Consider the following 21,036-nt stretch of genomic DNA (forward strand, 5'->3'; position numbering starts at 1 on the left):
ACATTGCCAAGCGAGAAGCGCAAAAGGGAACCGGAAAATGAAAAAAAGCGCCGTTCCCGACTACTGGAACGGCGCCTTGCGCTACCTCAAACCGGCAACCATCAGAACTTCATGTTGGCCGTCAGGGTTGCCGAGCGGCCCGGTGCCACGCCAGCGTAATGCGGCGAGGAAACCTTGTCGAAGTACAGCTTGTTCGTCAGGTTCTGGATGTTCAGCTGCAGGGTCACGTTGCGGTTGACCACATAGCTGGCCATGGCGTCGAAGCGCGTGTAGGCCGGGGCAAACTTGTTGTTGGCCACGTTCGCATAGACCTTGTCGACGTAGTTCACGCCGCCGCCCACCGTGATGGCGGGCGTGACCAGGTAGGACGTCCACAACGAGGCGCTGTTTTTCGGCGTCGTCGGAAACTGGTTGCCGTTGTATGGCGACGGTGCATACACGGGTACCGCCGTCGTGCCCGTATTGACGTAGCCATTGTTTTCCACGATGGCGTTCAGGTGCGTGTAGCCGCCGAAGACCGACCATTCCTTGGTGATATTGCCGCTCACGCCCAGCTCGATACCCTTGACTTGCTTGTCGCCCACGTTTTGCGTGCTGCCGTCCGGCGCCGTCACGCGCGCATTGCTCATGTCGCTCTGGAAATAGGCGCCGCTCACGGACAGGCGGCCACCCGGCAGCACTTCCCATTTCGTGCCCAGCTCGAAGCTCTTGCTCTCCTGCGGCTTCAGGTTCTGGATGGCGACCGTCAAGCCGTCGATGCCATCGCCGCCGTCATTGCCCGGTGGCGTGGACGAGGTGCCGTAGGAAACATACACGCTGCTGTTGGTCGATGGCTTGTACACCAGACCGGCCTGGTAGCTGGCGAAGGTGGCGTGCACCTTGGCGCTGGTGGCGGCGGTGGTCTTGCCGTCGAGCGTGTATTGCGGCGTGTTCAGCGAACTCTTGTAGTCATCCCAGCGGATGCCCACGTTGAGCAGCCATTGCGGCGTGAACTCGATGGTGTCGAAGCCGTACACGGAACGCGTGTTGGTGACGATATTCGTGCGTGCCGGCGACACCGTGCGCGTGTAGACCCATGGGTCGTTGGCGTTCGGGTTGAGCAACGGTGCGCAGTTGTACAGGGTGGCTGCGCCATAGGTCGGGCAGTTGGAACCGACTTTTTCCAGCGGGTTGTTCGTCCCCGGGCTGAACATATAGGAGCTGCGATCCGTTTCCTCGCGGCCGATTTCCAGGCCCACCGTGTAGGTGTGTTTCACGCCGCCGGCCAGGAATTCGCCACCCAGGCTGGTCGCATTGGCCAGCGCGTCCGTATCGGTCGTGCGCGTGTTGGCGCGGCGCCAGACGGTGCCGTACAACATGGTGTTGCCCTTGGAATCGTCGGGCTGGGTCCACACGTAGTCATTGCTGGTCTTGCCGTAACGGGTCACGTTGCGCAAAATCAACTTGTTGCCGAAGTCGTGGCGCACGTCGATGGTGCCGATATCGCTTTGCGTGTCGCGGAAATCGCGGTTGACCAGGCCATAGAAGGTGTCGCGCGGCACGTTGACGGGGGTGCCGTTGCCGTTTTTCGATACATTCGCACCCGACGAGAACGGGTTGTTGAACGGCAAGCCGGTGTCCGGCAATTCGCTCGACTGCATGTGGTAGTAGCTGAGGGTCGCCTGCGTGGCCGATTTCAGGCCGAAGGTGATCGATGGCGCGATGCCCCAGCGGTCGCCATTGATGTAGTCGCGGCCGGCCACGTGGGCGTCATGCGCCATCACGTTCAGGCGCACGGCCACGTCGTCGCTGATGACGCGGTTCACGTCCGCCGTGGCGCGGCGGTACTTGGCGCTGCCCAGGCCCACGGTGGCGTTGGTGAAATTGTCGACTTTCGGCGTCTTGCTGATCAGGTTGACGCCGCCGCCGGCGGACGAACGTCCACCGTAGGCCGAGTTCGGGCCCTTGACGACTTCGATTTGTTCCAGCGCAAAGATTTCACGCGATTGGGAACCCGTGTCGCGGATGCCGTCGATATACGTATCCGTTTGCGCGTTGTAGCCGCGGATGAACAGGTTGTCGCCCACAGGGTTGCCGCCTTCGCCGGCGCCGATGGTGATGCCCGGCACGGTGCGCAGCGCATCCGTCAGCGAGACGGCGCCCGTTTGCGAAATGATTTCGGCAGGAATCACGGTGACGGATTTCGGCGTGTCCAGCAGCGGCGCCGTCAGCTTGTCGTTGGCCGATTTGACGGGCGCCTGGATCAGGCGGTCAGCCGTGCCCACGACCTTGACTTCCTGCAACTGCTGCGGCTTGTCCACCGTTTGCGCGTGCAGCGCCAGCGGCATGGCCAGGGTGGCAAACGCGGCCAGGGCCGTGCCATGCATGCGTGGCGCGGAAGTGCTGTGGTGCTTGCGGCTGCGGATGAGGGCTGCCGGCTTGGCGGCGCCCGCTTGGTCTTTCAATGTCATCGCTATCTTTCACTCTATCGGATGGATTAAATTATGGCTGGCTACTGCGCCGTGGCGCCTGGCTGGCTCGTTGATTGCTTGGGTACGACAAAACTAGAACCGCCACAGCGCCGTCATGCGCAACGCCCGGGGCGAGCCGGGCGCGATGTTGTCGTTGCTGTGGGCGGAGGCAAAATATTTTCTGTTGAACAGGTTTTCCACATTCAGCTGCAGCTGAAAATTTCCTTGCGGCTTGAAGTAGACGGCGCCGTCGACGCGGGCAAATCCCGGCAGCGCCACCGTATTCGACACGGACGCATACACGGCGCTGCGGGCAATGATGCCCAGCGCCGCACCCCAGGCCGGCGAAAAATCGTAGCGGTTCCACAGCGACAGGCTGTGCCGGGGCACATGGGCCACCGTGGCCCCCTCGAATGCCGTGGCCGATTGCGTGGCCGTCAGCACGGCCCGCTGCCAGGCATAGCCGCCCGCGATGCTCCACCCGGGTTGGACCTTGCCTTTCACTTCCAGTTCCAGCCCCTCGCTGCGCTGGCCATCGACCAGCATGGCCCGCGTGGCGTCATTCGGGTCGGTGACGGCGACCTTGCTGCGCGTCAAACGATACAGGGCCGCGCTGGCCGACAGGTCCGCGGTGGCTTCCCATTTCACGCCCGCTTCCACATTGCGAAAACGTTCAGGTTCAAACACGGCGTTGCTGGGCGTCAATGACGCCAGCTGTTCGCCCGCGCGCGGCAAGAACGATTGGCTGACGCTGGCATACAGCGACAGGGCCGGCACGGGCTGATAGATCAGGGCCGCGCGCGGCGACCACGGCGTATCCGTGCGGACGATGCGCGCGCCATTGCGGCGATTGACGAAATCGACGGCGAAGCGCTCGTAGCGCAGGCCGGCAATCGCCTGCCATTGCGGGCTGAAGCGGACCTGGTCCTGCAGGTACAGGGCGGCCGTGTTGGCCACGCCGTGGTTGTCGGCATCCGTGGCGCTGGGACGGAAGGTCACGGGCAAGTCCGTCACGGGGTGCGAAGTGGGCAGGCTGATGTGCGTGACGCCCTCGCCCAGGGTCGTGAAATAGCCGGTGTTGCGCAGATTGTCCGTCGTCTGGCGGCCCAGTTCCCCGCCCGCCGTCAGGCGGTGCCGCACGGCGCCGCTGCTGACCGTCCACTCCACGTCAGTCTGGTTGAACAGGTTGCGCCGCAAGGTGGCGCTGTTGTACGCCAGCACCGTCACGCTGGCCCCATCCGCGCTGACTGGGCCGGGAAAGGCATTCTGGTACAGCTTGTCGTAATCGGCCAGGCGCGTGCGGTTGCGCAAGACCGCGCCGCCGGCGAACGCATGCTCGATGGTCACGCCCAGCGCGTCGATGTAGGCCCACGACGGGCTGCTGCCGGCGATGCCGAAAAACGTGGACGGGTCCGTGTCGAACGGCCGGCCCCGGTACGACGGCACGCCCCGGTCCGTCACGCGGTCGTCGCGAAAATGTTCATAGCTGGCTTGCACGGTGGTGCGCGGCGACAGGCGCCAGGCCACGACGGGGTTGACGGCGCTGCGGCGCACCTTGACGCCCTGGCGAAACGAGCCGCTGTTTTCCGCCATGGCGTTGACGCGCACGGCCACGTCGCCTTTCACGACCTGTTGCAGATCGATGGCGGCGCGCCCGTTGCGCCAGGCGCCCAGGCTCAGCGTTGCTTCGCCGCCATTGACCCACTGCGGCTGCTTGGTGGCCCGGTTGATCACGCCACCGCCGCCGCCATGGCCGAAGACCAGGGCGTTCGGCCCCTTGATGGCCTCGACCGCTTCGATATTGTAGAAATCGCGGTAGTACTGCACGTCGTCGCGCATGCCGTCCAGATAGAAATCCGAGGTCGAGCTGTTGCCGCGCATCACGGCCGTATCGCGGTTGCCCTCGCCTGCGGCCGTGCCCACGCCCGGCATGTAGCGCATGGCATCGGCCAGGGTGCGCATGTCCTGGTCGCGTATCAATTCACGGCTCACCACGCTGACGGCCTGCGGCGTGTCATGCAGGGCCGTGTCGTTGCGGCTGGCGGAGGAAGAACTGGTACGGCGGTAGCCATCGTCGCCGCTGCCCTGCACGGTGACGGGCGCCAGCACTTGCAAGCCGGCGCCCTCCCCGTCCAGGTCGGCGCGCAGGGGCGTCGGGGCCAGGCGCACGATGTAACTTCCGTCCGGCAACTGCACGGCCACGAGGCCCGTTCCTGCCAGCAATTGCTGCAAGCCCTGGCCCGTGGCCACGGTGGCGTTCAAGCCGGCGCTGCGTTTGCCCTGCGTCAAGCCGCCTTCGGCCGACAGCAAGATTCCCGCCTGGCCCGCGAACTGGCGCAGGGCCTGGCCCAGGGGCGCGGCGGCGATGCGGAAGCTGTGCACGGTCTCTTCCGCCGCTGCTGCCATCGCATGCATGACAGGCACGGCCAGCAGCGCCGCGGCCAGGGACAGCGGCAGCAGACGACGGGCAAACGGCAGGGAGACAGGGTACGGCGGCACGGCATTCCTTATTGATGTTGAGCAGCTTACTTCTACCTTGCCAAACAACTTTTCAAAAAGGGAACCACTTTTTGAGAAATATTCTCATTTACTATTTTGACTGCGGCAGCTGGGCTTCCACCGTCACCCACCAGTCATGCAGGCGATGTATTCTCACGGGCAAGGTCGCTTCCAGCGCCGCCAGGATGCGGTCCGTATCGGCCAGCGGGTAGCTGCCCACCAGGCGCAGGTGGGCCACTTCGGGCGCGCAGCCCAGGTGGCCGCGCCGGTAGCGCGACAGTTGCGCGAGGAAATCATCGAGCCGCATCTGCTCCGGCTGCAGGCGGTACTCGATCCACGCGGCCCCGTTCGGGTCGGCGGCGTATGGCTCGCCGATGAGACCGTCGCCGAAGCGTACTTGCTGGCCGGCCGGCACGATGCGCGGCACGCCGCCATCGCGGGGCGCCACCTCGACGCTGCCCTCGTAGACAGCCAGAAAGGTGGCATCGCCCTGCGGCTGCACGCTGAAACGCGTGCCCAGCGCGCGCAGGCGGCCGTGCACGGTGTCGACCACGAGCGGGCGCGCCGGCTGGCGGCTGTCGCGCGCGGAGGCGAGATAGATTTCGCCGCCATGCAGGGCGATGCGGCGCAGCGCGTCGCTGTAATCGATGTCGAGGGACGTTGCCGTGTTCAGCCACAGTTGCGAACCGTCGGCCAGCGCCAGCTGGCGGATGGTGCCGACCGGCGTTTTTTCGCCCGCATGCAGGCTGGCAACCCAGCTGCGCGTATCGCGCCGCAGCAGCGCGGCGCCACCCGTGCCGGCCGTCAGGCACAGCGCCAGCAAGCCCTTGACCAGGCTGCGGCGCGCGGCATCGCTCTGGCGCGGGCCCGCGGCGTCGAGCGCCTGGCGCGCCGGTTCCGCCGGCACCTGGCGAAATTCGGCGCTGACGGCTTCCACCCTGCGCCAGGCGGCGCGGTGGGCGGGCGAGCTGGCATGCCAGCGCTCCCAGGCTTGCTGGTCGGCAGGACCGGCATCGTCCCCGCGCAGCACGGCGAACCATTCGGCCGCTTCCTGCAGGATGGCGTAGTCGGCCGGCGGCATGGCGGCGCCTGGCTTAGGCGGCATCATCCATGCACAGCATGCATTGCAGCATGGCTTGCGCCATGTATTTTTTCACCATGCGTTCGGATACGTCCAGCTGGCCGGCGATCTGCGCATACGTCAGGCCGTCGAGCTGCGCCAGTAAAAATGCTTGGCGCGCGCGCGGCGACAGGGTATCGAGCATGGCGTCGATGCGGCACAGGGCTTCGACCACGAGGGCCCGCTCTTCCGGCGACGGCGCCGTCATTTCGGGATGGCTAGCCAGGGCCGCCAGGAACGTGCGTTCCAGGGTCAGGCGGCGCCAGTGGTTGACCAGCAAGCCATTGGCCACCGTGCTCAGGTAGGCGCGCGGCTCGCGCAGGCTGTCCGCCGATTGCGTCGCCAGCATGCGCACGAAGGTGTCCTGCGCCAGGTCGGCCGCACCGTCGCGGCAACCGAGCTTGCGCCACAGCCAGTTATACAGCCAGCCATGGTGGCTGGCGTACAGGTCGCTAAAGGTATCGAGGGAGGGAGAAATGGTGGACACGGGCAAACAAACAAAGGGGCTGCCATACTTGCCGGTCAAGTGGGTCAGCACTGCATCACGAATGAGAATGATTTTCATTTTCACACAATTTCACGACGATGTAAATTATCAAAAGCATCATCCCGGCCTGGCACGGGCATTTTGCGCAACAGTGCCAATGCTCCATCATTTGCGAATGATTCTCGTTTGCGTTAAAATGTCAGCCTTCCTTCTTCCCCGCCATGCCTGACGCGCCCGCATGGCGGCGCCATCGAAAGCCGCCATGACGACCTCCTCCCTTCCACAACCCCAGTTGCGCGCCAGCGCCGACGAGGCGCCGGAGACCCGCAAACAGCAACGCACGCCTGCCGCCAACCCGCCGCAACGGCGTTGGCACTGGAGCTGGAAGCAGGTGTGGTTTCAATTGCACTGGTTCATCGGCATCACGGCCGGCACGGTGCTGGTGATCATCGGCCTGAGCGGCGCCACCCTGGCGTTCAAGGATGAATTGCTCGATGTCATGAATCCCGGCGTGCGCCATGTGGCCGTGGAGACGCGCGCACCGCTGACGCCTGGCCAGTTGAGCAACATTGCCGCTGCCGAACACGGCCAGCGCGTCGCCTCCATCACCATGTACGCCGAGGCGGGCGCGGCGCCACGTTTATTCTTCGCGCCGAAGAATGGCCAGCGGCGCGGCGAGTCCATTTATGTCCACCCCTACACGGGCGCGACCCAGCCGGCGCTGACGGGCGCGGGCTTTTTCGAGTGGACGGAATCGCTGCACCGCTGGCTGCTGCTGCCGCGCGATCCGGGCCGGCAAGTGGCGGGCGCGCTGGCCCTGTGCCTGCTGGGACTGGCCCTGTCCGGCCTGTATCTGCGCTGGCCCCGCCGTCCGCTGGACTGGCGCACCTGGCTGACCTTCGACCCTGCATTAAAAGGCCGCTCCTTCCTGTGGAATCTGCACGCCGTGGCCGGCACGTGGTGCCTGGTGGTCTACGTGGCGCTGACCCTGACGGGCATTTACTGGAGCTATGACGTGGTGCGCGACAATATCGACGCCTGGGCCGGCAAGCCGCCCCGCGTGGCGCAAGCGCCGGGCAAGCAAGGCCAGCCCAGGGAAAAGAAAGAAGCGCCGGCCGTCGACCTCGGTCCGGCCTGGAGCAGCTTCCAGCAGCACGCGGCCGGCTGGACCCTGGCCAGCGTGCGCCTGCCGACACGCGCCGGCGAAGCCGTGCAATTCACGTGGCTGGCCAGCGACGCGCCGCACGAGCGGGCGCGCAGCCGCATGAGCATTGCAGCGGCCGACGGCGCAGTGACGGAAAACGAACCGTACAGCCAGCAAGCGCTGGGTGCGCGACTCGTCAACATCATTTATCCGCTGCACATGGGCACGTATTTTGGCTTGCCGGGCCGCATCATCGTCACCCTGGCCAGCCTGGGCCTGCCCCTGTTCGCCATCACGGGCTGGATGCTGTACCTGGGCCGCCGCAAGGCGAAACGCGCCGTGCAGGCGCAGCGCGCCATGCTGGGCGCCGGCGCGCCGGGTAAGACGGACACGGGCTTGCCCACCCTGGTAGCCTACGCCAGCCAGTCAGGGCAGGCCGAGCGCCTGGCCCTGGAAAGCGCGCGCGCCCTGCAGCAGGCGGGCGTGGCCGTCGACGTGCAGTCGCTGGACCAGTTCGATCCCGCACAATTGCGCCAGTACGAACGGGCCCTGATCGTCGCCAGCACCTTTGGCGAAGGCGAGGCGCCGGACGGCACGCGCCGCTTCGCGCGCCTGCTGCAAGCCACCTCCGGCACGCCGCTGGCGGGCCTGGAATTCGGCATGCTGGCCCTGGGCGACCGCCATTACAGCGCCTTCTGCGGCTTTGGCCATGCGCTGGCGCAACAATTGCAAACGCTGGGCGCCACGCCCCTGTTCCCCCTGATCGAAGTGGACAAGCACGACCCCGCCGCCCTGGCCGACTGGTCCACAGCGCTGGCCCGCTGCAGCGGCAGCGCCATCGACGCCATCGGCGTACAGGAAGAAGCGTCATATGCCGAGTGGCGCCTGGCGCGCCGCGTGCTGCTCAACCCGGGCAGCCAGGGCGGCGAACTGCATGAAATCACCTTGACGGGCCCGGCCGGCGCCAGCTGGGAAGCGGGCGCGCTGGCGGAAATCATTCCCTGCAATGCAGACGGCAGCGATGGCGATGCCAGCAATGTCCATCACGCGCCGCGCAGCTACTCGATCGCCTCGCTGCCGTCCGATGGCGAACTGCAGTTGCTGGTGCGCCAGGAACGCCATGCGGGCGAGGAAAATCAAGGCCATGGCCTCGGCTCCGGCTGGCTGACGCGCTTCGCCCCGCTGGACGCCGCCATCCGCCTGCGCCTGCAAGCCAATCCGGCCTTCGCCCCCGCCCTGGTCGACGTGCCCTGCATTTATATCGGCAACGGTTCCGGCCTGGCCGGCCTGCGCTCGCACTTGCGCGCGCGCCAGCGGGCGGGACTGGCCCGCAACTGGCTGCTGTTCGGCGAGCGCCAGCAAGCTTTTGACAGCGTCTGCGGCGCAGAGTTGCAAGGCTGGCTGGACGCTGGCCACCTGGCGCGCCTGGACCGCGTCTTTTCGCGCGATGGCGCCGATGCCGGCAAGGGTGAATACGTGCAAGACCGCCTGCGCGCCAACGCCGCGACGCTGCGCGACTGGCTGGCGCAGGGAGCTATCGTCTACGTGTGCGGCAGCCTGCAAGGCATGGCGGCAGGAATCGATGCTGTACTGCAAGAAATGCTGGGCCAAGAAGGTCTCGACGCCCTGCTGGCGGCCGGACGCTACCGCCGCGACGTGTATTGACCTGGCTCAAGCCATCACCGGCGCCGCCCGGCTATGTGGGCCGGCGCACGGTCGGCGCCTGCCATCGGACTACAGTGAGGGCATGGCGGCCGGGCGATAAACCCGCGCCGCCCCACCCACTGTCTGCGAGGCTTCCCATGAAAACCCCCTGGATGAGCATGTACCTGAGCGCCGCCAACCGCATCGCCAACACGGCGCGCGGCCATGCGACGGCCGCCGTCAAGCGCGAAGCGGCGAAAAATACGCGGCAATTGACGCAAGTGTGGTTCGATTCCTTCCTGCCGCCAACAGGCAAGCCGCGGCGCAGCCGCAAGGCGAAATAAGCTCCTGGCAATGGGCGAACTGGTGCGGTGCATCACAGCAATAAATTGAAGTTTCAATCAGATGAACTAAACTGCAAGCATGGTAGTACATAAGGAAGTGACCGGCAGGCGCCGCATCCCCGCGCCGCCGCCGGGACACCGGGAGACGACCATGTTGACGCTCAAAGTGCTGGCTTGCCTTGCCCTGTCGGCCTTGCTGCTCGTACCCCTCGTGCTGCGCGACGCGATGCAGACGTCCGCCGGGCAGCAGTTGCAGGTGCCGAATGTCGATGCGCAAGGCATGTGGGCCCACTGGCCCAAGCAATAGCAATACGCGCGGCTGAGAAAACACCGCTGACTGCGTTGCTTTGACTTGCCGTACTCGCGTACTGTCTGCGTCAAAGACGCCTTGCCAGCGGCGTTTTTCAGCGGCGCTCGGTAGTGGATTGCATCGTTAAAACCGCTTTGTTTTGCGGATGGGGATTTGTTCTCTCCTCCCATTTATTTTTGCCTTGATTTGCTCCCCCTCTTCGCAGTACTTTTGATCCAGATCATGGATTTCCACCTTTGCTGCGCCCAAACTGGAACAGTCCGCTTCGCACCGTGACGGACTTAACCTGGAGCATCAGCATGGGTAAATCGGATTGGAAGGATGAGATGGCGCTGGGCGTTCCCGTCATCGACGAGGCGCATGAGGCGCTGTTTCAGGAACTGGCGCGGCTGCAGCAGTTGGGCGACCAGCATTTCAGCATGGCGTTTCGCGAGCTGATCGCGGCCGTCGAACGCGATTTCCGCGAAGAAGAGGATTTGATGGAGCAAATCGCCTTTCCCTCGCTGGCCAACCACCGCGAACAGCATGCGCGCGTGCTCAGCGGCCTGCACCATGCCTGGGCCGCCGTCGATGAAGGCGACCTGGAACAGGGGCGCCATGCACTGTCGCTGTTGCCGCAATGGCTGATCTTTCACCAGGCCACGATGGACTTGGCCCTGGCGGCGGCGCTGGAGCTGGTGCAGCGCCAGCCTAGCTAGCTTCTACAGCAGCAGCACCGTGGCTTGCTCGGGCAAGACGACGCGGTAGTGTCCCGGGTATTTGTCTTCGCCATCGAAAATCTTGCAAAACACGGGCTGGTTGATGTCGTTGACGGCTGCCTCGTTCATGGGCAAGGTGGCGATCAGCTGCTCGCCTTCGACCAGTTGCAGCGCGCTGCCCCGCTCGGCAGCGCAAAACGCCAGCGATTGCACGTCGCTGGCGAACGGCCGCTTGTACCACGGCGTGATGGCCCGCACGGCGCGCCGGGCGTCCTGCAAGACCTGCCCCACGCGCTTGACGTTCCAGGCATCGCGCGCCACGGACGGCTGGAGCACGATATTCGCCGTCAGCTCGCCCCTGCTCTTATTCACCAGGAAAGTACCGTCCTGCGCGGCGATGTCTTCGTTGAGCGGCACGACGAACACGCCGCCGTCGGACACCTTGATCGGCATGGGAGCGCCATTGCCTTGCAAGGCCACGCGCACGTCGTCGATGGTGGCGCTCAGCTTGGCAGGAATCAGGCGCAGGGCCATGACCACGCTGCCGCTCGACACTTGCCACACTTTCCGGGCCGTCAGATAACTGTCGCGGTAAGCCGTGAAGCGCACGCGCGGCGCCTTGGCGTCGCTGCTGGCGGTGACCGTCACCGTTTGCGATGGCAAGGTTTCCTCCGCGCCCGCCGGTGCCGCTGACGCCACGGGCGTGGCTGGCGCAGGGAGTGACGGCACGAGCGGTGGCGGCACAAGCGGTGGCGGCGCGACGGCGGCGGGCGGCACGCTGGCGCTCTGCAGCGGCGCGGGGATAGCCGGCGGCGCGTGCTCCTGGGCCTGGCCCAGCGACACGACACACAACCATCCGGCACAAGCGATCCATGTACGCATGCATTTCTTTCAATGAGGAAAATATTTTATCAGCGCCTGCATTATCGCAGAAGGCCAGCCCATGCGCCGCCCTTGGCCTGGTCGCACTCTTTTGGTGCTCACGCTTGATTATTTAACAAATACAACTTATATTGATAATGATTCTTATTCACATAAGTGGAGGGAATCGCGCGCCCTTCTTTTCCACTGCCCGCACGCGCCGGGCCTTGCGGTGGAACTGCTATCCAAGCCAGACCACGGGCCAGCGTCACGCCATCCCCCAGCTACTGCGCACCTCGCCAGACGAGATAGGAAAATACACAACTACAATATGCCAGGAAAATGATGCAATCAACGACAGTCTTCCCTCCTTCGCGCCAGCCCGCCTTGCGCCCCCTCCCCCGCCTGTTACACGTCGCCCTGCTGAGCCTAGCCGCCGGCACCGTCTTGCCGGCCCAGGCCGCCGACGCCGCTGCGGCCGACGTCACCATGCCGGCCGTCACCGTGCTGGGCCAGTCGATGGCCAGCACGGAAGGCACGCAGTCGTACACGACAGGCGAAGCGCGCAGCGCCACGCGCATGGACCTGTCCCTGCGCGAAACGCCGCAATCGGTCAGCGTCATCACGCGCCAGTTGCTCGACGACCTGGGCGCCGTGCGCCTGGACCAGGCGCTGGCGCAGACGACGGGCATCCAGGTGAACCAGAACGACACGGAACGCACGACGTTTAGTGCGCGCGGCTTCGGCATCAACAATATCCAGATCGACGGCATGGCGCGCGGCGGCAATGCGCCGCTGCAAGACACGATTTTGTACGACCGCATCGAGGTCGTGCGCGGCGCCACCGGCCTGATGGGCGGCAAGGGCGACCCGTCGGCCACCATCAACATGATACGCAAGCGGCCGACGAAGGAATTCCAGGCCAGCGCCGGCCTCATCATGGGCCGCTGGGATGACCAGCGCGTCGAGGCCGACCTGTCCACGCCGCTGAACCCGCAAGGCAGCGTGCGTGCGCGCACGGCCCTGGCGTGGCAAAAACGCGATTCCTACCTGGACATGTATCACGAACGCAAGACGGTCGGCATGCTCATCGTCGAGGCGGACCTGCGTCCCGGCACCCTGCTGACGGCCGGCGTCGACTTCCAGGACAACGAGCCCACGGGCGCCACCTGGGGCGCCGTGCCCTACTGGAACGCGGACGGCAGCCTGGCCAATTTGCCGCGCAACACCAGCTGGACGGCGCCATGGAGCACCTGGGCCAACAAGCAGCACACGGTATTCGCGTCGGTGGACCAGCGCCTGCCGGGCAACTGGAATATGCACCTCGGCTATGCGCGCACGGAAAGCACGAACCGCACCACCGTGCTCTATGCGGGCAGAGGCTATCCCGATCCCGCCACGGGCAAAGGCATGGAACTGTGGACGGGCGCCTGGGGCGCGGGCAAAAAGTACAGCGACAATTTCGACGTCTACGCCAGCGGGCCGTTTACCTTGCTGGGACGCAAGCACACGGCCATCGTCGGCTGGAATGGCAATAACGGCCAGGACAATTCGATAGGCGGCAAGGCGAAAATCGACTATGAACCTTTGGTCCCCGATTACCGCAGCTGGACGGGCAACATCCCCCGCCCCGTGTTCACCCCGGATGGCTCGCACACGGAAAGCGTGACGCGCCTGGCGGGCGGCTATGTGGCCACGCGTTTGAGCCTGGCCGACCCGCTGCACGTGATCATCGGCGCGCGCAGCAGCACCTATCGCACGGACACGCGCAGCTACAACACGCAAGGCGTGTACACGGGCAGCAGCGACTTTGTGGAAACGCGCAATGAAGTCACGCCGTACGTGGGCGCCGTGTTCGATATCAACAAGCAATATTCGGCCTACGCCAGCTTCACGCAGCTGTTCAACCCGCAAACGAGCAAGGACCGCAACAACCAGTTCCTGGCGCCGGAAACGGGCGACAATGCCGAGCTGGGCGTCAAGGGGGAATTCTATGAAGGCAAGCTGAATGCGTCGGCCGCCCTGTTCCACACGAAGAAAAAGAACCTGGCGGAACTCGACCGTTCCGTGCCGCCCGGCTTTTTGCTGCCCGACGGCGGCCAGGCCATGGTGGCCAACGGCGCCGGCGTGACGGCCAAGGGCGTCGAATTCGACGTTTCCGGCCAGTTAACGCCCGCCTGGGAAGCGAGCGGCGGCTATACCTATCTGCACGCGGCCGAGGCCGATGGCCGCCGCGCCGCCACCACGCAGCCGCGCCATTTGTTGCGCCTGGCCACCAGCTACCGTTTCGACGGCCGCCTGGCAGGGCTGAAAGCGGGCGCCAGCATGACGGCGCAAAGCGCCACCTACAGCGAATCGTGGTACGGCCGTCCGCCGTCAAGCGAGATGACGAACATCCCGCAAGCCGGTTATGCGCTGGTCAACGCCATGGCCAGCTATGCCATCAACCGCCATGCCAGCGTGCAGCTGAACGTGAATAACTTGCTCGACAAAAAGTACTACCGCAACGTGGGCTTCTTCGACGGCGTGTTCTGGGGCGAACCGCGCAACATCAGCCTGGCCGTGCGCACGGCATTTTAAGCGGGACGCAGTGCATCAGGCTGCCGGCGCGCTGCGCCAGTGCGCGGGCGCGGGCAAAGTGAAGCCTTCGAGCAAAGGACCGCCCACGGGCGCCAGCACGGCGGCGGCCACCTGCCCGAACGCATGCTGGCCGGCCGGCAAGTCGCTGGCGACCAGGCGCAGCGCGCCGTCCAGCTGCCCGGCGACGGCGGCGTCGAACGCCTGCAGGCGGCGGAACAGATGCTTGCCGCCGCCGCTCCATACGCCCGCCGCGCGCAAATGCAGGTCGGCCAGCGCTTCGTACAGCTGGCAAGCCACGGCTAGCGCCTCGCCCGGGTGCGCGCTGTCGACCAGGTCTTCCAGCGCCGTGGTGATAGCGTAGCGGCGCCGCTGCAGGTTTTCCACGTCGAGCAAGGGCGGCCCGGCTGCGACGATGGCTTGCGCCAACGCCAGCAGCTGCGCGTGCTGCGCTCCGGGTGCAAGGATGTTTTCTCCTTCCACCACCATCATCACCAGCGGCACCTTGCCGCCCGGCGCATCGATTTCCTTGCAAAAATACGTGAACGTGGCCATGTCGTGCGCGAACAGTTCCACCGTGCGCCCTTCGGCCACGAGGGTGTCGCGCCAGGCGCAATCGACGTGGTCGAACAGCAGCAGCAAGTCGATGTCGGAAGTGGGCGTCTGCCGGCCCGTGGCGAACGAACCGCCGATGATGGCCGCCACGGCCGTGGGATAGCGTTCACGCACCAGCCGCACGGCGATCGCGCGGATAGCGTCATAGGTTGAAATGTCTGTCACAGCCAGTGCTCCTTGCCGAAAAGCACTATCCTACACGCGATACGCGGCCTGCCGCCATCCTGCTACACTGGCGCTCTCTGATCAAGGAACCAACATGGAATACGACTGCATCGTGGTGCCCTCGCCCGTGGGCGAGCTGACGCTGGTGGCGCGCGGGACGGCCCTGGCCGCCATCCTGTGGGAAAATGACAAGCCCAACCGCGTGCGCCTGGGCGCGATGCGCGTCGATGACGGTTGCGCCGTGCTGCAGGAAACGGCGCGCCAGCTGGCGGAATATTTCGCCGGCACGCGCCAGCGTTTTGACGTGCCGCTCGATTTCGCCGGCACGCCTTTCCAGCAGGAAGTGTGGCGCGCACTGCTGACGATACCGTATGGCCAGACGCGCAGCTATGGCGAGATCGCACGCCAGATCGGCCGTCCCGCCGCCGTGCGCGCCGTGGGCGCCGCCAACGGCAAGAATCCCATTTCCATCATCGCCCCCTGCCACAGGGTCATCGGCGCCACGGGCGAGTTGACGGGCTTTGCGGGCGGCCTGCATGCCAAGGAAACCCTGCTGGCGCTGGAAGGCATCGCCCTGTCCAGCGACCGCGAAGCGCTGAAAACGGGTCACGCCCGCCGCCGCGCCGTGCCCGTCGATACGGCGCAAGGCTGCTTGTTTTAGACGCGGCATCGCTCCCCTTGTGGGATACTCACGCCCTCCGTTCAAGCAAACACACCCTATGCCCTACCTTGTCATCCTGTTCTTTGTCGTCCTGTATTTGCTGGCCACGTTCTTTTTTCACATCCCCGCCCTGGTTGCCCTCGTGTATGGCGTGCTGAGCCTGAGCTGTTTCGTTGCCTATGCGATCGACAAATCGGCCGCCAAAGGGGGCCGCTGGCGCACCTCGGAACGCACCCTGCTGCTGCTGGGGCTGCTGTGCGGCTGGCCGGGCGCCGTGCTGGCCCAGCAATGGCTGCGCCACAAGTCCAGCAAGCGCTCGTTCCGCATCCTGTTCTGGATCACGGTTGCCCTCAATATCGGCGCCTTCGTGTATTTCAGCACGCATTACGCGGCGCCCGATATCGGCACCGAGGTGGCACCCATCGAACTGTAAAACCGCTGCAAGCCAAGATGTAACAATTATTGCAGCCCGTTGTTCTTGAAATGATCGCCTGTCAGAATATCAATATTCACGATATTCAAGCCAATTCATTTACACGGGAAAGCCCTTTTCGACCATGCGTACCTTGCAATTCCACAATTCCTTCCTGTTCCGCCTTGCCGCCGCGATTTGTTTCGCTATCACCTTGGCGGGCTGCACAAGCTATCGCTTTATTCCCCCGGACTCCGATGCGGGGCGTCAATGCGTGACGAGTTGCGGGACCAATCGGCAAATATGCATAGCCGGCAAGGAACAAGTTGCCGCGGCCCAGGCGCAAGCTTGCGAGATGCGCAACGTCAGTACCGTTTCCCTCTGCCTGGCCGTGGCGAAAACAGATGCGGATCGGGAACTGTGCTCGAAGAAACGCCAATATTGCTCATCAAATAACTCTGCAACGTGGCAATGCGAGGCGGATTACCGGAGCTGCTATACGCAATGCGGCGGCAGGATCGAGGAAAGCGAATAAACGCTGACAGCCTGATGCCGTCGAACAGGACGCCGCGTGGCGAGCGCAAGGCGCGATGAACGACGCGCGGCAGGCTTGATGCATCTGCTTACTCGCCCAGCAGGCGCAGCGATTCCAGCCAGTCCGCCTTCCACTCGCGCAGCAAGGGCTGCGTGGCGAACGCCTTCTTCAGGTGCGCCATCGGCACGCGATGCACGTCGTGCAAGCCGAACGCCAACGTCACCGGATGCCACAGATGGCTGTTCTTGCCGCCGCGCGAATTCTTGCGCACGCGCGCGCCATCGTCGCCGAAGATGCCCACGCCGCTGGCCAGCCCCTTGTCCAGGTCGACCTTACCCACGCCGGCAAAGGCCAGCAGAATCTGCTCGCGCCCCAGGCCCTTCACGGCGCTGGGCAAGACCACGGGGCCCTTGTCCGCCTCTGCGACATCCGGCTGCGGATGCTGCAACTCCTTGAGCAAACGCAACAAATCGCGCTCCTGGAAGTGCAAGCCGTCCAGCGGCGCGCGCAAGCCCGGCGCCTTCAGTTCGATGGCGATATTGCCCGAGTCGCGCGTAAAGCGCAGCCACACGTCGTCCGCGCCCGAGGCCAGGTGCTGCTTGTCCCCGATAAACACGACGGGCGCCGCATAGCGCGTCACGCCGTCATGGAACAGCTCGGCCCATGCCTCGCTGTAATCGAGCCAGACGTAGGGCAAACCGCCCTGCTCCAGCAAGCGCGCCAGGGTCCACGGCGTGCCCGTCTGTTCAGCCAGCCAGGCACAGGCGTCAAGGGCGGTGGCGCGGTATGGCAGGGATATGGCAGTCATGGCGGTTCCATCGATAAAAGTGGAGCGCAGTGTAGCAGACCTCGTCCTCATCCCCTTCGGCAGGCGCAGCGGGACGCTGCGCGATGTGCTAGGCTGGAAGCATCAGCACGCGCCATGCCCATTCCGGCCGCCTGGCGCACTACCGCGAGGGGATCACCATGCATTCGAGCACCAACGCCGCCACCGCACCTGCCCCGCCACCGGAACGCGATTCGCCCACGCCGGCCAGCGAAAGCCATGCCGAGGAAGCGCTCGATGAAGCGCTGAAGGAAAGCTTTCCGGCCAGCGACCCGATCGCCATTGCCACGCCAAAACCAGCCGGCAAGACGCCGTCCTGAAGGCACGCCTTGCCAGCCACCGTTGCGGTGGCTTTTTTTTGCCTGAACTGAATCCGGACGCCCCGCCCCCGCGTAGATGGCTATGCCACGACCGAACGAAGTTACTACGCGGAAAGGAAACGCCATGCAGCACTACAGCAAAAAGACGGATCCCCTGGACCAGCGCATGTACCTGGCCCAGCGCATCGACCGGGCCGATGCGCGCCTGCAACGCTTGCACGATGCGGCCGAGCGCGAACGCTGCGCGCAATGGATCACGGCCTGGGCCGTGGCGGCGGGCGCCGACGCGCCGCGCGGCATGAAGCTGCGCATCCGCGGCGAATTCATCCTGCTTTGATCCAAAACAAAAGCCCCGCCCGGTGCATGCGCACGGGGCGGGGCCAGTCAAACCGACAGCATCCTAATCGGACGTGTCGCGGTACTGCTCGGGCGTCGTGTCGCCATCGGCGACTTCATACCACATCGCATTGAGCACGGCGAAGGTCGCCGCCAGCGGAAGACCCAGTATCCAGGCGAAATACCACATAGTTATATCCTTTCGTTGATTCTTAGTAGGCGTGACCGCTGTCGTCCTTGATTGCTTTTGCATCAACCTTGCCCCACAGCACTTTATACACCCACGTCGTGTACGCCACGATGAGGGGAATGAAGACGGCCGTGACGACCAGCATGATGAACAGGGTCATGTGGCTGGACGAGGAATCCCACACCGTCAGGCTGGCGCGCGGGTCGATCGACGATGGCAGGATGAACGGGAACATGGCCGCGCCCACGCCGAGGATGATGCCGGCGATGCCGGCTGCGCTGGCCAGCAAGGCGGGCACTTCGCGGCGCGCGCGCTGGAAGGCGAAGGCCAGCAGCGGGCAAAGCAGGCCCAGCGCGGGGGCGATCCAGGTCCAGGGATGGGCGGCAAAGTTGAGGAACCAGGCGCCCAGGTGCACTTCCGCCGTTTTCAGCATCGGGTTCGACGGACCGTCGACCACCACCGTGCTGCTGATGCGGTAGCCATCGACCCACAGCCACAGGGCCACGCCGGCCAGCGCATACAGCACGACGGTGGCAAGCGCCGCCACGCTGCCGTAGCGGCGTGCCCGTTCGGCAACCGGGCCGTCCGTTTTCAGCTGCAGCCAGGTGGCGCCGTGCATCACCAGCATGGCCACCGAGACGAGGCCGCACAGCAGCGCGAACGGGTTGAGCAGCGCAAAGAAGCTGCCGTCATAGAAGATGTGCATGTCTGGCGAGAAACGGAACGGCACGCCTTGCAGCACGTTGCCGATGGCCACGCCGCAAATCAGGGCTGGCACGAAGCCGCCCACGAACAGGGCCGCATCCCAGCGGGCGCGCCAGCGGGAGTCTTCGCGCTTGCTGCGGAACTTGAAGGCCACGGGGCGCACGATCAGCGCCACGAGGATGACGAACATGGCCAGGTAAAAGCCCGAAAACGACACGGCGTACAGCTGCGGCCAGGCGGCAAAGATGGCGCCGCCGCCAAGGATCAGCCACACCTGGTTGCCTTCCCACACGGGACCGATACTGTTGATGACGACCCTGCGCTCGAGGTCCGTCTTGCCGACGAAGGGCAGCAGGATGCCCGTGCCCAGGTCGAAGCCGTCCGTGATGGCAAAGCCCACCAGCAAGATGCCGATCAGCAGCCACCAGATCAGGCGCAGTGTTTCGTAAGAAATCATTTCATGCAAAATCATGGTCTGGCCCTCCTTAGGCGCGTTGAGTATGAATGGCTGCGGGGGCTGGCACGGGGGCCGGCGCCTTCTCTTCCGGCCCCTTGCGGATGGCCTTGAGCATGAGCTTCATTTCAATAATCAACAGCACCGTGTAGATGGCGGCAAAGCCGGCAATCGTGATCAGGAGGGTCGAAGCGCCCAGGTTCGAGACGGCCACGGCCGTCGGCAGCACGCCTTCGATCACCCATGGCTGGCGGCCCACTTCGGCCACGATCCAGCCCGCTTCAATGGCCACCCACGGCAGCGGGATGGCGAATACGGCCAGCTTCAGCAGCCAGCGGTGCTTGTCCAGGGTGCGGCGCGTCGACAGCAGGAAGAACGTGCCGGTCAACAAGATAAAGAACATGCCCAGGCCCACCATCACGCGGAAGGACCAGAACAGGGGCGCCACGGGCGGCACGGTATCGAGCGCGGCCTTGCGAATCTGCTCGGGCGTGGCCTGGCGCGGGTCGTCGACATAGCGTTTCAGCAGCAAGGCATAGCCCATGGACTGGCCTTTCGACTCGAACATGTCCTTCGCATCCTGCGGCACGGGGCTGCCCGGCGCCACGCTGCGGATGGTTTGCAGCGCGTCATACGCCTTGATGCCATCCTTGATCAGCAGTTCGCCGCGGTCGACCAATTGCTCGATGCCGGGGATTTCCGTCGTCAGCGAACGCGTGCCGATCAAGCCCATCACCATCGGGATGTGCACGGCGTAATGCGTCTCGCGCGCTTTCGCGTCGGGGAAGCCGAAGGCCGTGAAGGCGGCCGGGGCCGGCTCCGTGGTCCACATGGCCTCGATCGCTGCCAGCTTCATCTTTTGGTGTTCCGACGACAGGTAGCCGCTTTCGTCGCCCAGTACCACCACCGACAGCGAGGCGGCCAGGCCGAACGAGGCGGCGACCGTCATCGAGCGCTTGGCCAGCTGCACGTGGCGGCCCTTCAGCAGGTACCAGGCGGAAATACCCAGCACGAACACGGCTGCGGCCGTATAGCCGGCCGACACCGTGTGCACGAATTTCGCCTGAGCAACAGGATTCGTCAGCACGGCGCCGAAATCCGTCACTTCCATGCGCATGGTCTGCGGATTGAAGGCCGCGCCGACGGGATTTTGCATCCAGCCGTTGGCGATCAGGATCCACAGGGCCGAGAAGTTCGAACCGATGGCCACCAGCCAGGTCGTGACCAGGTGGCCCCGCTTCGACAGCTTGTCCCAGCCGAAGAAGAACAGGCCGACGAAGGTCGCTTCCAGGAAGAAGGCCATCAAGCCCTCGATGGCCAGCGGCGCGCCGAAAATGTCGCCCACATAATGGCTGTAGTAGCTCCAGTTCATGCCGAACTGGAATTCCATGACGATGCCCGTCGCCACGCCCATGGCGAAGTTGATGCCGAACAAGACACCCCAGAACTTGGTCATGTCGCGCCAGATGGGGCGGTTCGTCATCACGTAAACCGTCTCCATGATGGCGAGGATCACTGACAGGCCTATCGTCAGCGGAACGAATATAAAGTGGTACAGGGCTGTCAGCGCAAACTGCAGTCTGGATAAAGCGACAATATCGAAGTCCATATGATTTCCTTGGTGTTTCCCTACTGTAATTGTAAACTTGGTATCTATCTGATGCGATTCGATTGGTTCCGCCG

20 protein-coding genes are annotated in these 21,036 nt (G+C 64.7%); 10 read left to right on the forward strand and 10 right to left on the reverse strand.

Annotation, left to right across the window (positions count from 1 at the left end):
- Nucleotides 1–101: 101 nt before the first annotated feature.
- The 4 genes from OX459_RS13960 to OX459_RS13975 form a co-directional block, all read right to left on the reverse strand.
- Complete coding sequence (locus tag OX459_RS13960) at nt 102–2,450, reverse strand: TonB-dependent siderophore receptor (RefSeq protein ID WP_289905468.1); 2,349 nt, start codon at nt 2,448–2,450, stop codon at nt 102–104.
- 93 nt (nt 2,451–2,543) lie between these two features.
- Complete coding sequence (locus OX459_RS13965; RefSeq protein ID WP_289905469.1) at nt 2,544–4,949, reverse strand: TonB-dependent siderophore receptor; 2,406 nt, start codon at nt 4,947–4,949, stop codon at nt 2,544–2,546.
- Between the two features lie 91 nt (nt 4,950–5,040).
- Entirely contained in the window at nt 5,041–6,054 is a 1,014-nt protein-coding gene (locus OX459_RS13970) for a FecR domain-containing protein (protein ID WP_289905470.1), read from the reverse strand.
- Complete coding sequence (locus OX459_RS13975; RefSeq protein WP_099664474.1) at nt 6,044–6,634, reverse strand: sigma-70 family RNA polymerase sigma factor; 591 nt, start codon at nt 6,632–6,634, stop codon at nt 6,044–6,046. The genes OX459_RS13970 and OX459_RS13975 overlap by 11 nt, the downstream gene beginning before the upstream one ends.
- A gap of 184 nt (nt 6,635–6,818) precedes the next feature.
- On the opposite strand from OX459_RS13975, the gene OX459_RS13980 reads away from it, so the two are divergent.
- The 4 genes from OX459_RS13980 to OX459_RS13995 all read left to right on the forward strand — a co-directional run bounded on the left by OX459_RS13980 (nt 6,819) and on the right by OX459_RS13995 (nt 10,696).
- Nucleotides 6,819–9,365: a sulfite reductase flavoprotein subunit alpha gene (locus OX459_RS13980; RefSeq protein WP_289905471.1), complete on the forward strand. Its 2,547-nt coding sequence runs from the start codon at nt 6,819–6,821 to the stop codon at nt 9,363–9,365.
- A gap of 137 nt (nt 9,366–9,502) precedes the next feature.
- On the forward strand, nt 9,503–9,688 hold the full coding sequence (locus tag OX459_RS13985) for a hypothetical protein (protein WP_289905472.1): 186 nt from the start codon (nt 9,503–9,505) through the stop codon (nt 9,686–9,688).
- Between the two features lie 151 nt (nt 9,689–9,839).
- The gene (locus tag OX459_RS13990) at nt 9,840–9,995 is read left to right on the forward strand and encodes a hypothetical protein (RefSeq protein WP_180278567.1); all 156 of its coding nucleotides are present in this window, start codon (nt 9,840–9,842) and stop codon (nt 9,993–9,995) included.
- Nucleotides 9,996–10,297: 302 nt separating this feature from the next.
- Nucleotides 10,298–10,696, forward strand: a complete 399-nt coding sequence (locus tag OX459_RS13995; protein ID WP_099664476.1) for a hemerythrin family protein — start codon at nt 10,298–10,300, stop codon at nt 10,694–10,696.
- 3 nt (nt 10,697–10,699) lie between these two features.
- Here OX459_RS13995 and OX459_RS14000 read toward each other — a convergent pair whose 3' ends face one another.
- Nucleotides 10,700–11,578 carry a hypothetical protein gene (locus OX459_RS14000; protein ID WP_289905473.1) on the reverse strand — a complete coding sequence of 293 codons (879 nt, stop codon included), beginning with the start codon at nt 11,576–11,578 and terminating at the stop codon, nt 10,700–10,702.
- A 324-nt stretch (nt 11,579–11,902) separates the two neighbouring features.
- Here OX459_RS14000 and OX459_RS14005 point away from each other — a divergent pair, with 324 nt between their 5' ends.
- The gene (locus OX459_RS14005; RefSeq protein WP_289905474.1) at nt 11,903–14,137 is read left to right on the forward strand and encodes a TonB-dependent siderophore receptor; all 2,235 of its coding nucleotides are present in this window, start codon (nt 11,903–11,905) and stop codon (nt 14,135–14,137) included.
- A 15-nt stretch (nt 14,138–14,152) separates the two neighbouring features.
- On the opposite strand, the gene OX459_RS14010 is transcribed toward OX459_RS14005, so the two are convergent.
- On the reverse strand, nt 14,153–14,914 hold the full coding sequence (locus OX459_RS14010; RefSeq protein ID WP_289905475.1) for a nucleotidyltransferase domain-containing protein: 762 nt from the start codon (nt 14,912–14,914) through the stop codon (nt 14,153–14,155).
- A gap of 94 nt (nt 14,915–15,008) precedes the next feature.
- On the opposite strand from OX459_RS14010, the gene OX459_RS14015 reads away from it, so the two are divergent.
- The 3 genes from OX459_RS14015 (at nt 15,009) to OX459_RS14025 (ending at nt 16,522) form a co-directional block, all read left to right on the forward strand.
- Nucleotides 15,009–15,575, forward strand: coding sequence for a methylated-DNA--[protein]-cysteine S-methyltransferase (locus tag OX459_RS14015; protein ID WP_289905476.1), 567 nt, complete (start codon nt 15,009–15,011; stop codon nt 15,573–15,575).
- Between the two features lie 58 nt (nt 15,576–15,633).
- Nucleotides 15,634–16,008: a DUF1294 domain-containing protein gene (locus OX459_RS14020; protein WP_289905477.1), complete on the forward strand. Its 375-nt coding sequence runs from the start codon at nt 15,634–15,636 to the stop codon at nt 16,006–16,008.
- Nucleotides 16,009–16,132: 124 nt separating this feature from the next.
- Nucleotides 16,133–16,522 (forward strand): hypothetical protein, encoded by a 390-nt coding sequence (locus OX459_RS14025; RefSeq protein ID WP_289905478.1) that lies wholly within the window; start codon nt 16,133–16,135, stop codon nt 16,520–16,522.
- 88 nt (nt 16,523–16,610) lie between these two features.
- Here OX459_RS14025 and OX459_RS14030 read toward each other — a convergent pair whose 3' ends face one another.
- Complete coding sequence (locus OX459_RS14030; RefSeq protein ID WP_289905479.1) at nt 16,611–17,330, reverse strand: hypothetical protein; 720 nt, start codon at nt 17,328–17,330, stop codon at nt 16,611–16,613.
- A 158-nt stretch (nt 17,331–17,488) separates the two neighbouring features.
- On the opposite strand from OX459_RS14030, the gene OX459_RS14035 reads away from it, so the two are divergent.
- On the forward strand, nt 17,489–17,668 hold the full coding sequence (locus OX459_RS14035; protein WP_251351231.1) for a hypothetical protein: 180 nt from the start codon (nt 17,489–17,491) through the stop codon (nt 17,666–17,668).
- 124 nt (nt 17,669–17,792) lie between these two features.
- Entirely contained in the window at nt 17,793–18,005 is a 213-nt protein-coding gene (locus OX459_RS14040; protein WP_289905480.1) for a hypothetical protein, read from the forward strand.
- Between the two features lie 63 nt (nt 18,006–18,068).
- On the opposite strand, the gene cydX is transcribed toward OX459_RS14040, so the two are convergent.
- The 3 genes from cydX to OX459_RS14055 are packed head-to-tail and all read right to left on the reverse strand — an operon-like array spanning nt 18,069 to nt 20,962.
- A complete protein-coding gene (cydX, locus tag OX459_RS14045) occupies nt 18,069–18,194 on the reverse strand; it encodes a cytochrome bd-I oxidase subunit CydX (RefSeq protein WP_077402854.1) in 126 nt (41 codons plus the stop codon).
- A 22-nt stretch (nt 18,195–18,216) separates the two neighbouring features.
- Nucleotides 18,217–19,371, reverse strand: a complete 1,155-nt coding sequence (gene cydB / locus OX459_RS14050) for a cytochrome d ubiquinol oxidase subunit II (protein WP_289905481.1) — start codon at nt 19,369–19,371, stop codon at nt 18,217–18,219.
- A 13-nt stretch (nt 19,372–19,384) separates the two neighbouring features.
- Nucleotides 19,385–20,962: a cytochrome ubiquinol oxidase subunit I gene (locus tag OX459_RS14055; protein WP_289905483.1), complete on the reverse strand. Its 1,578-nt coding sequence runs from the start codon at nt 20,960–20,962 to the stop codon at nt 19,385–19,387.
- Between the last annotated feature and the right edge of the window lie 74 nt (nt 20,963–21,036).

The sequence above is a fragment of the Janthinobacterium sp. SUN026 genome, assembly GCF_030397625.1.
Taxonomy (GTDB): Bacteria; Pseudomonadota; Gammaproteobacteria; order Burkholderiales; family Burkholderiaceae_D; genus Janthinobacterium; species Janthinobacterium kumbetense.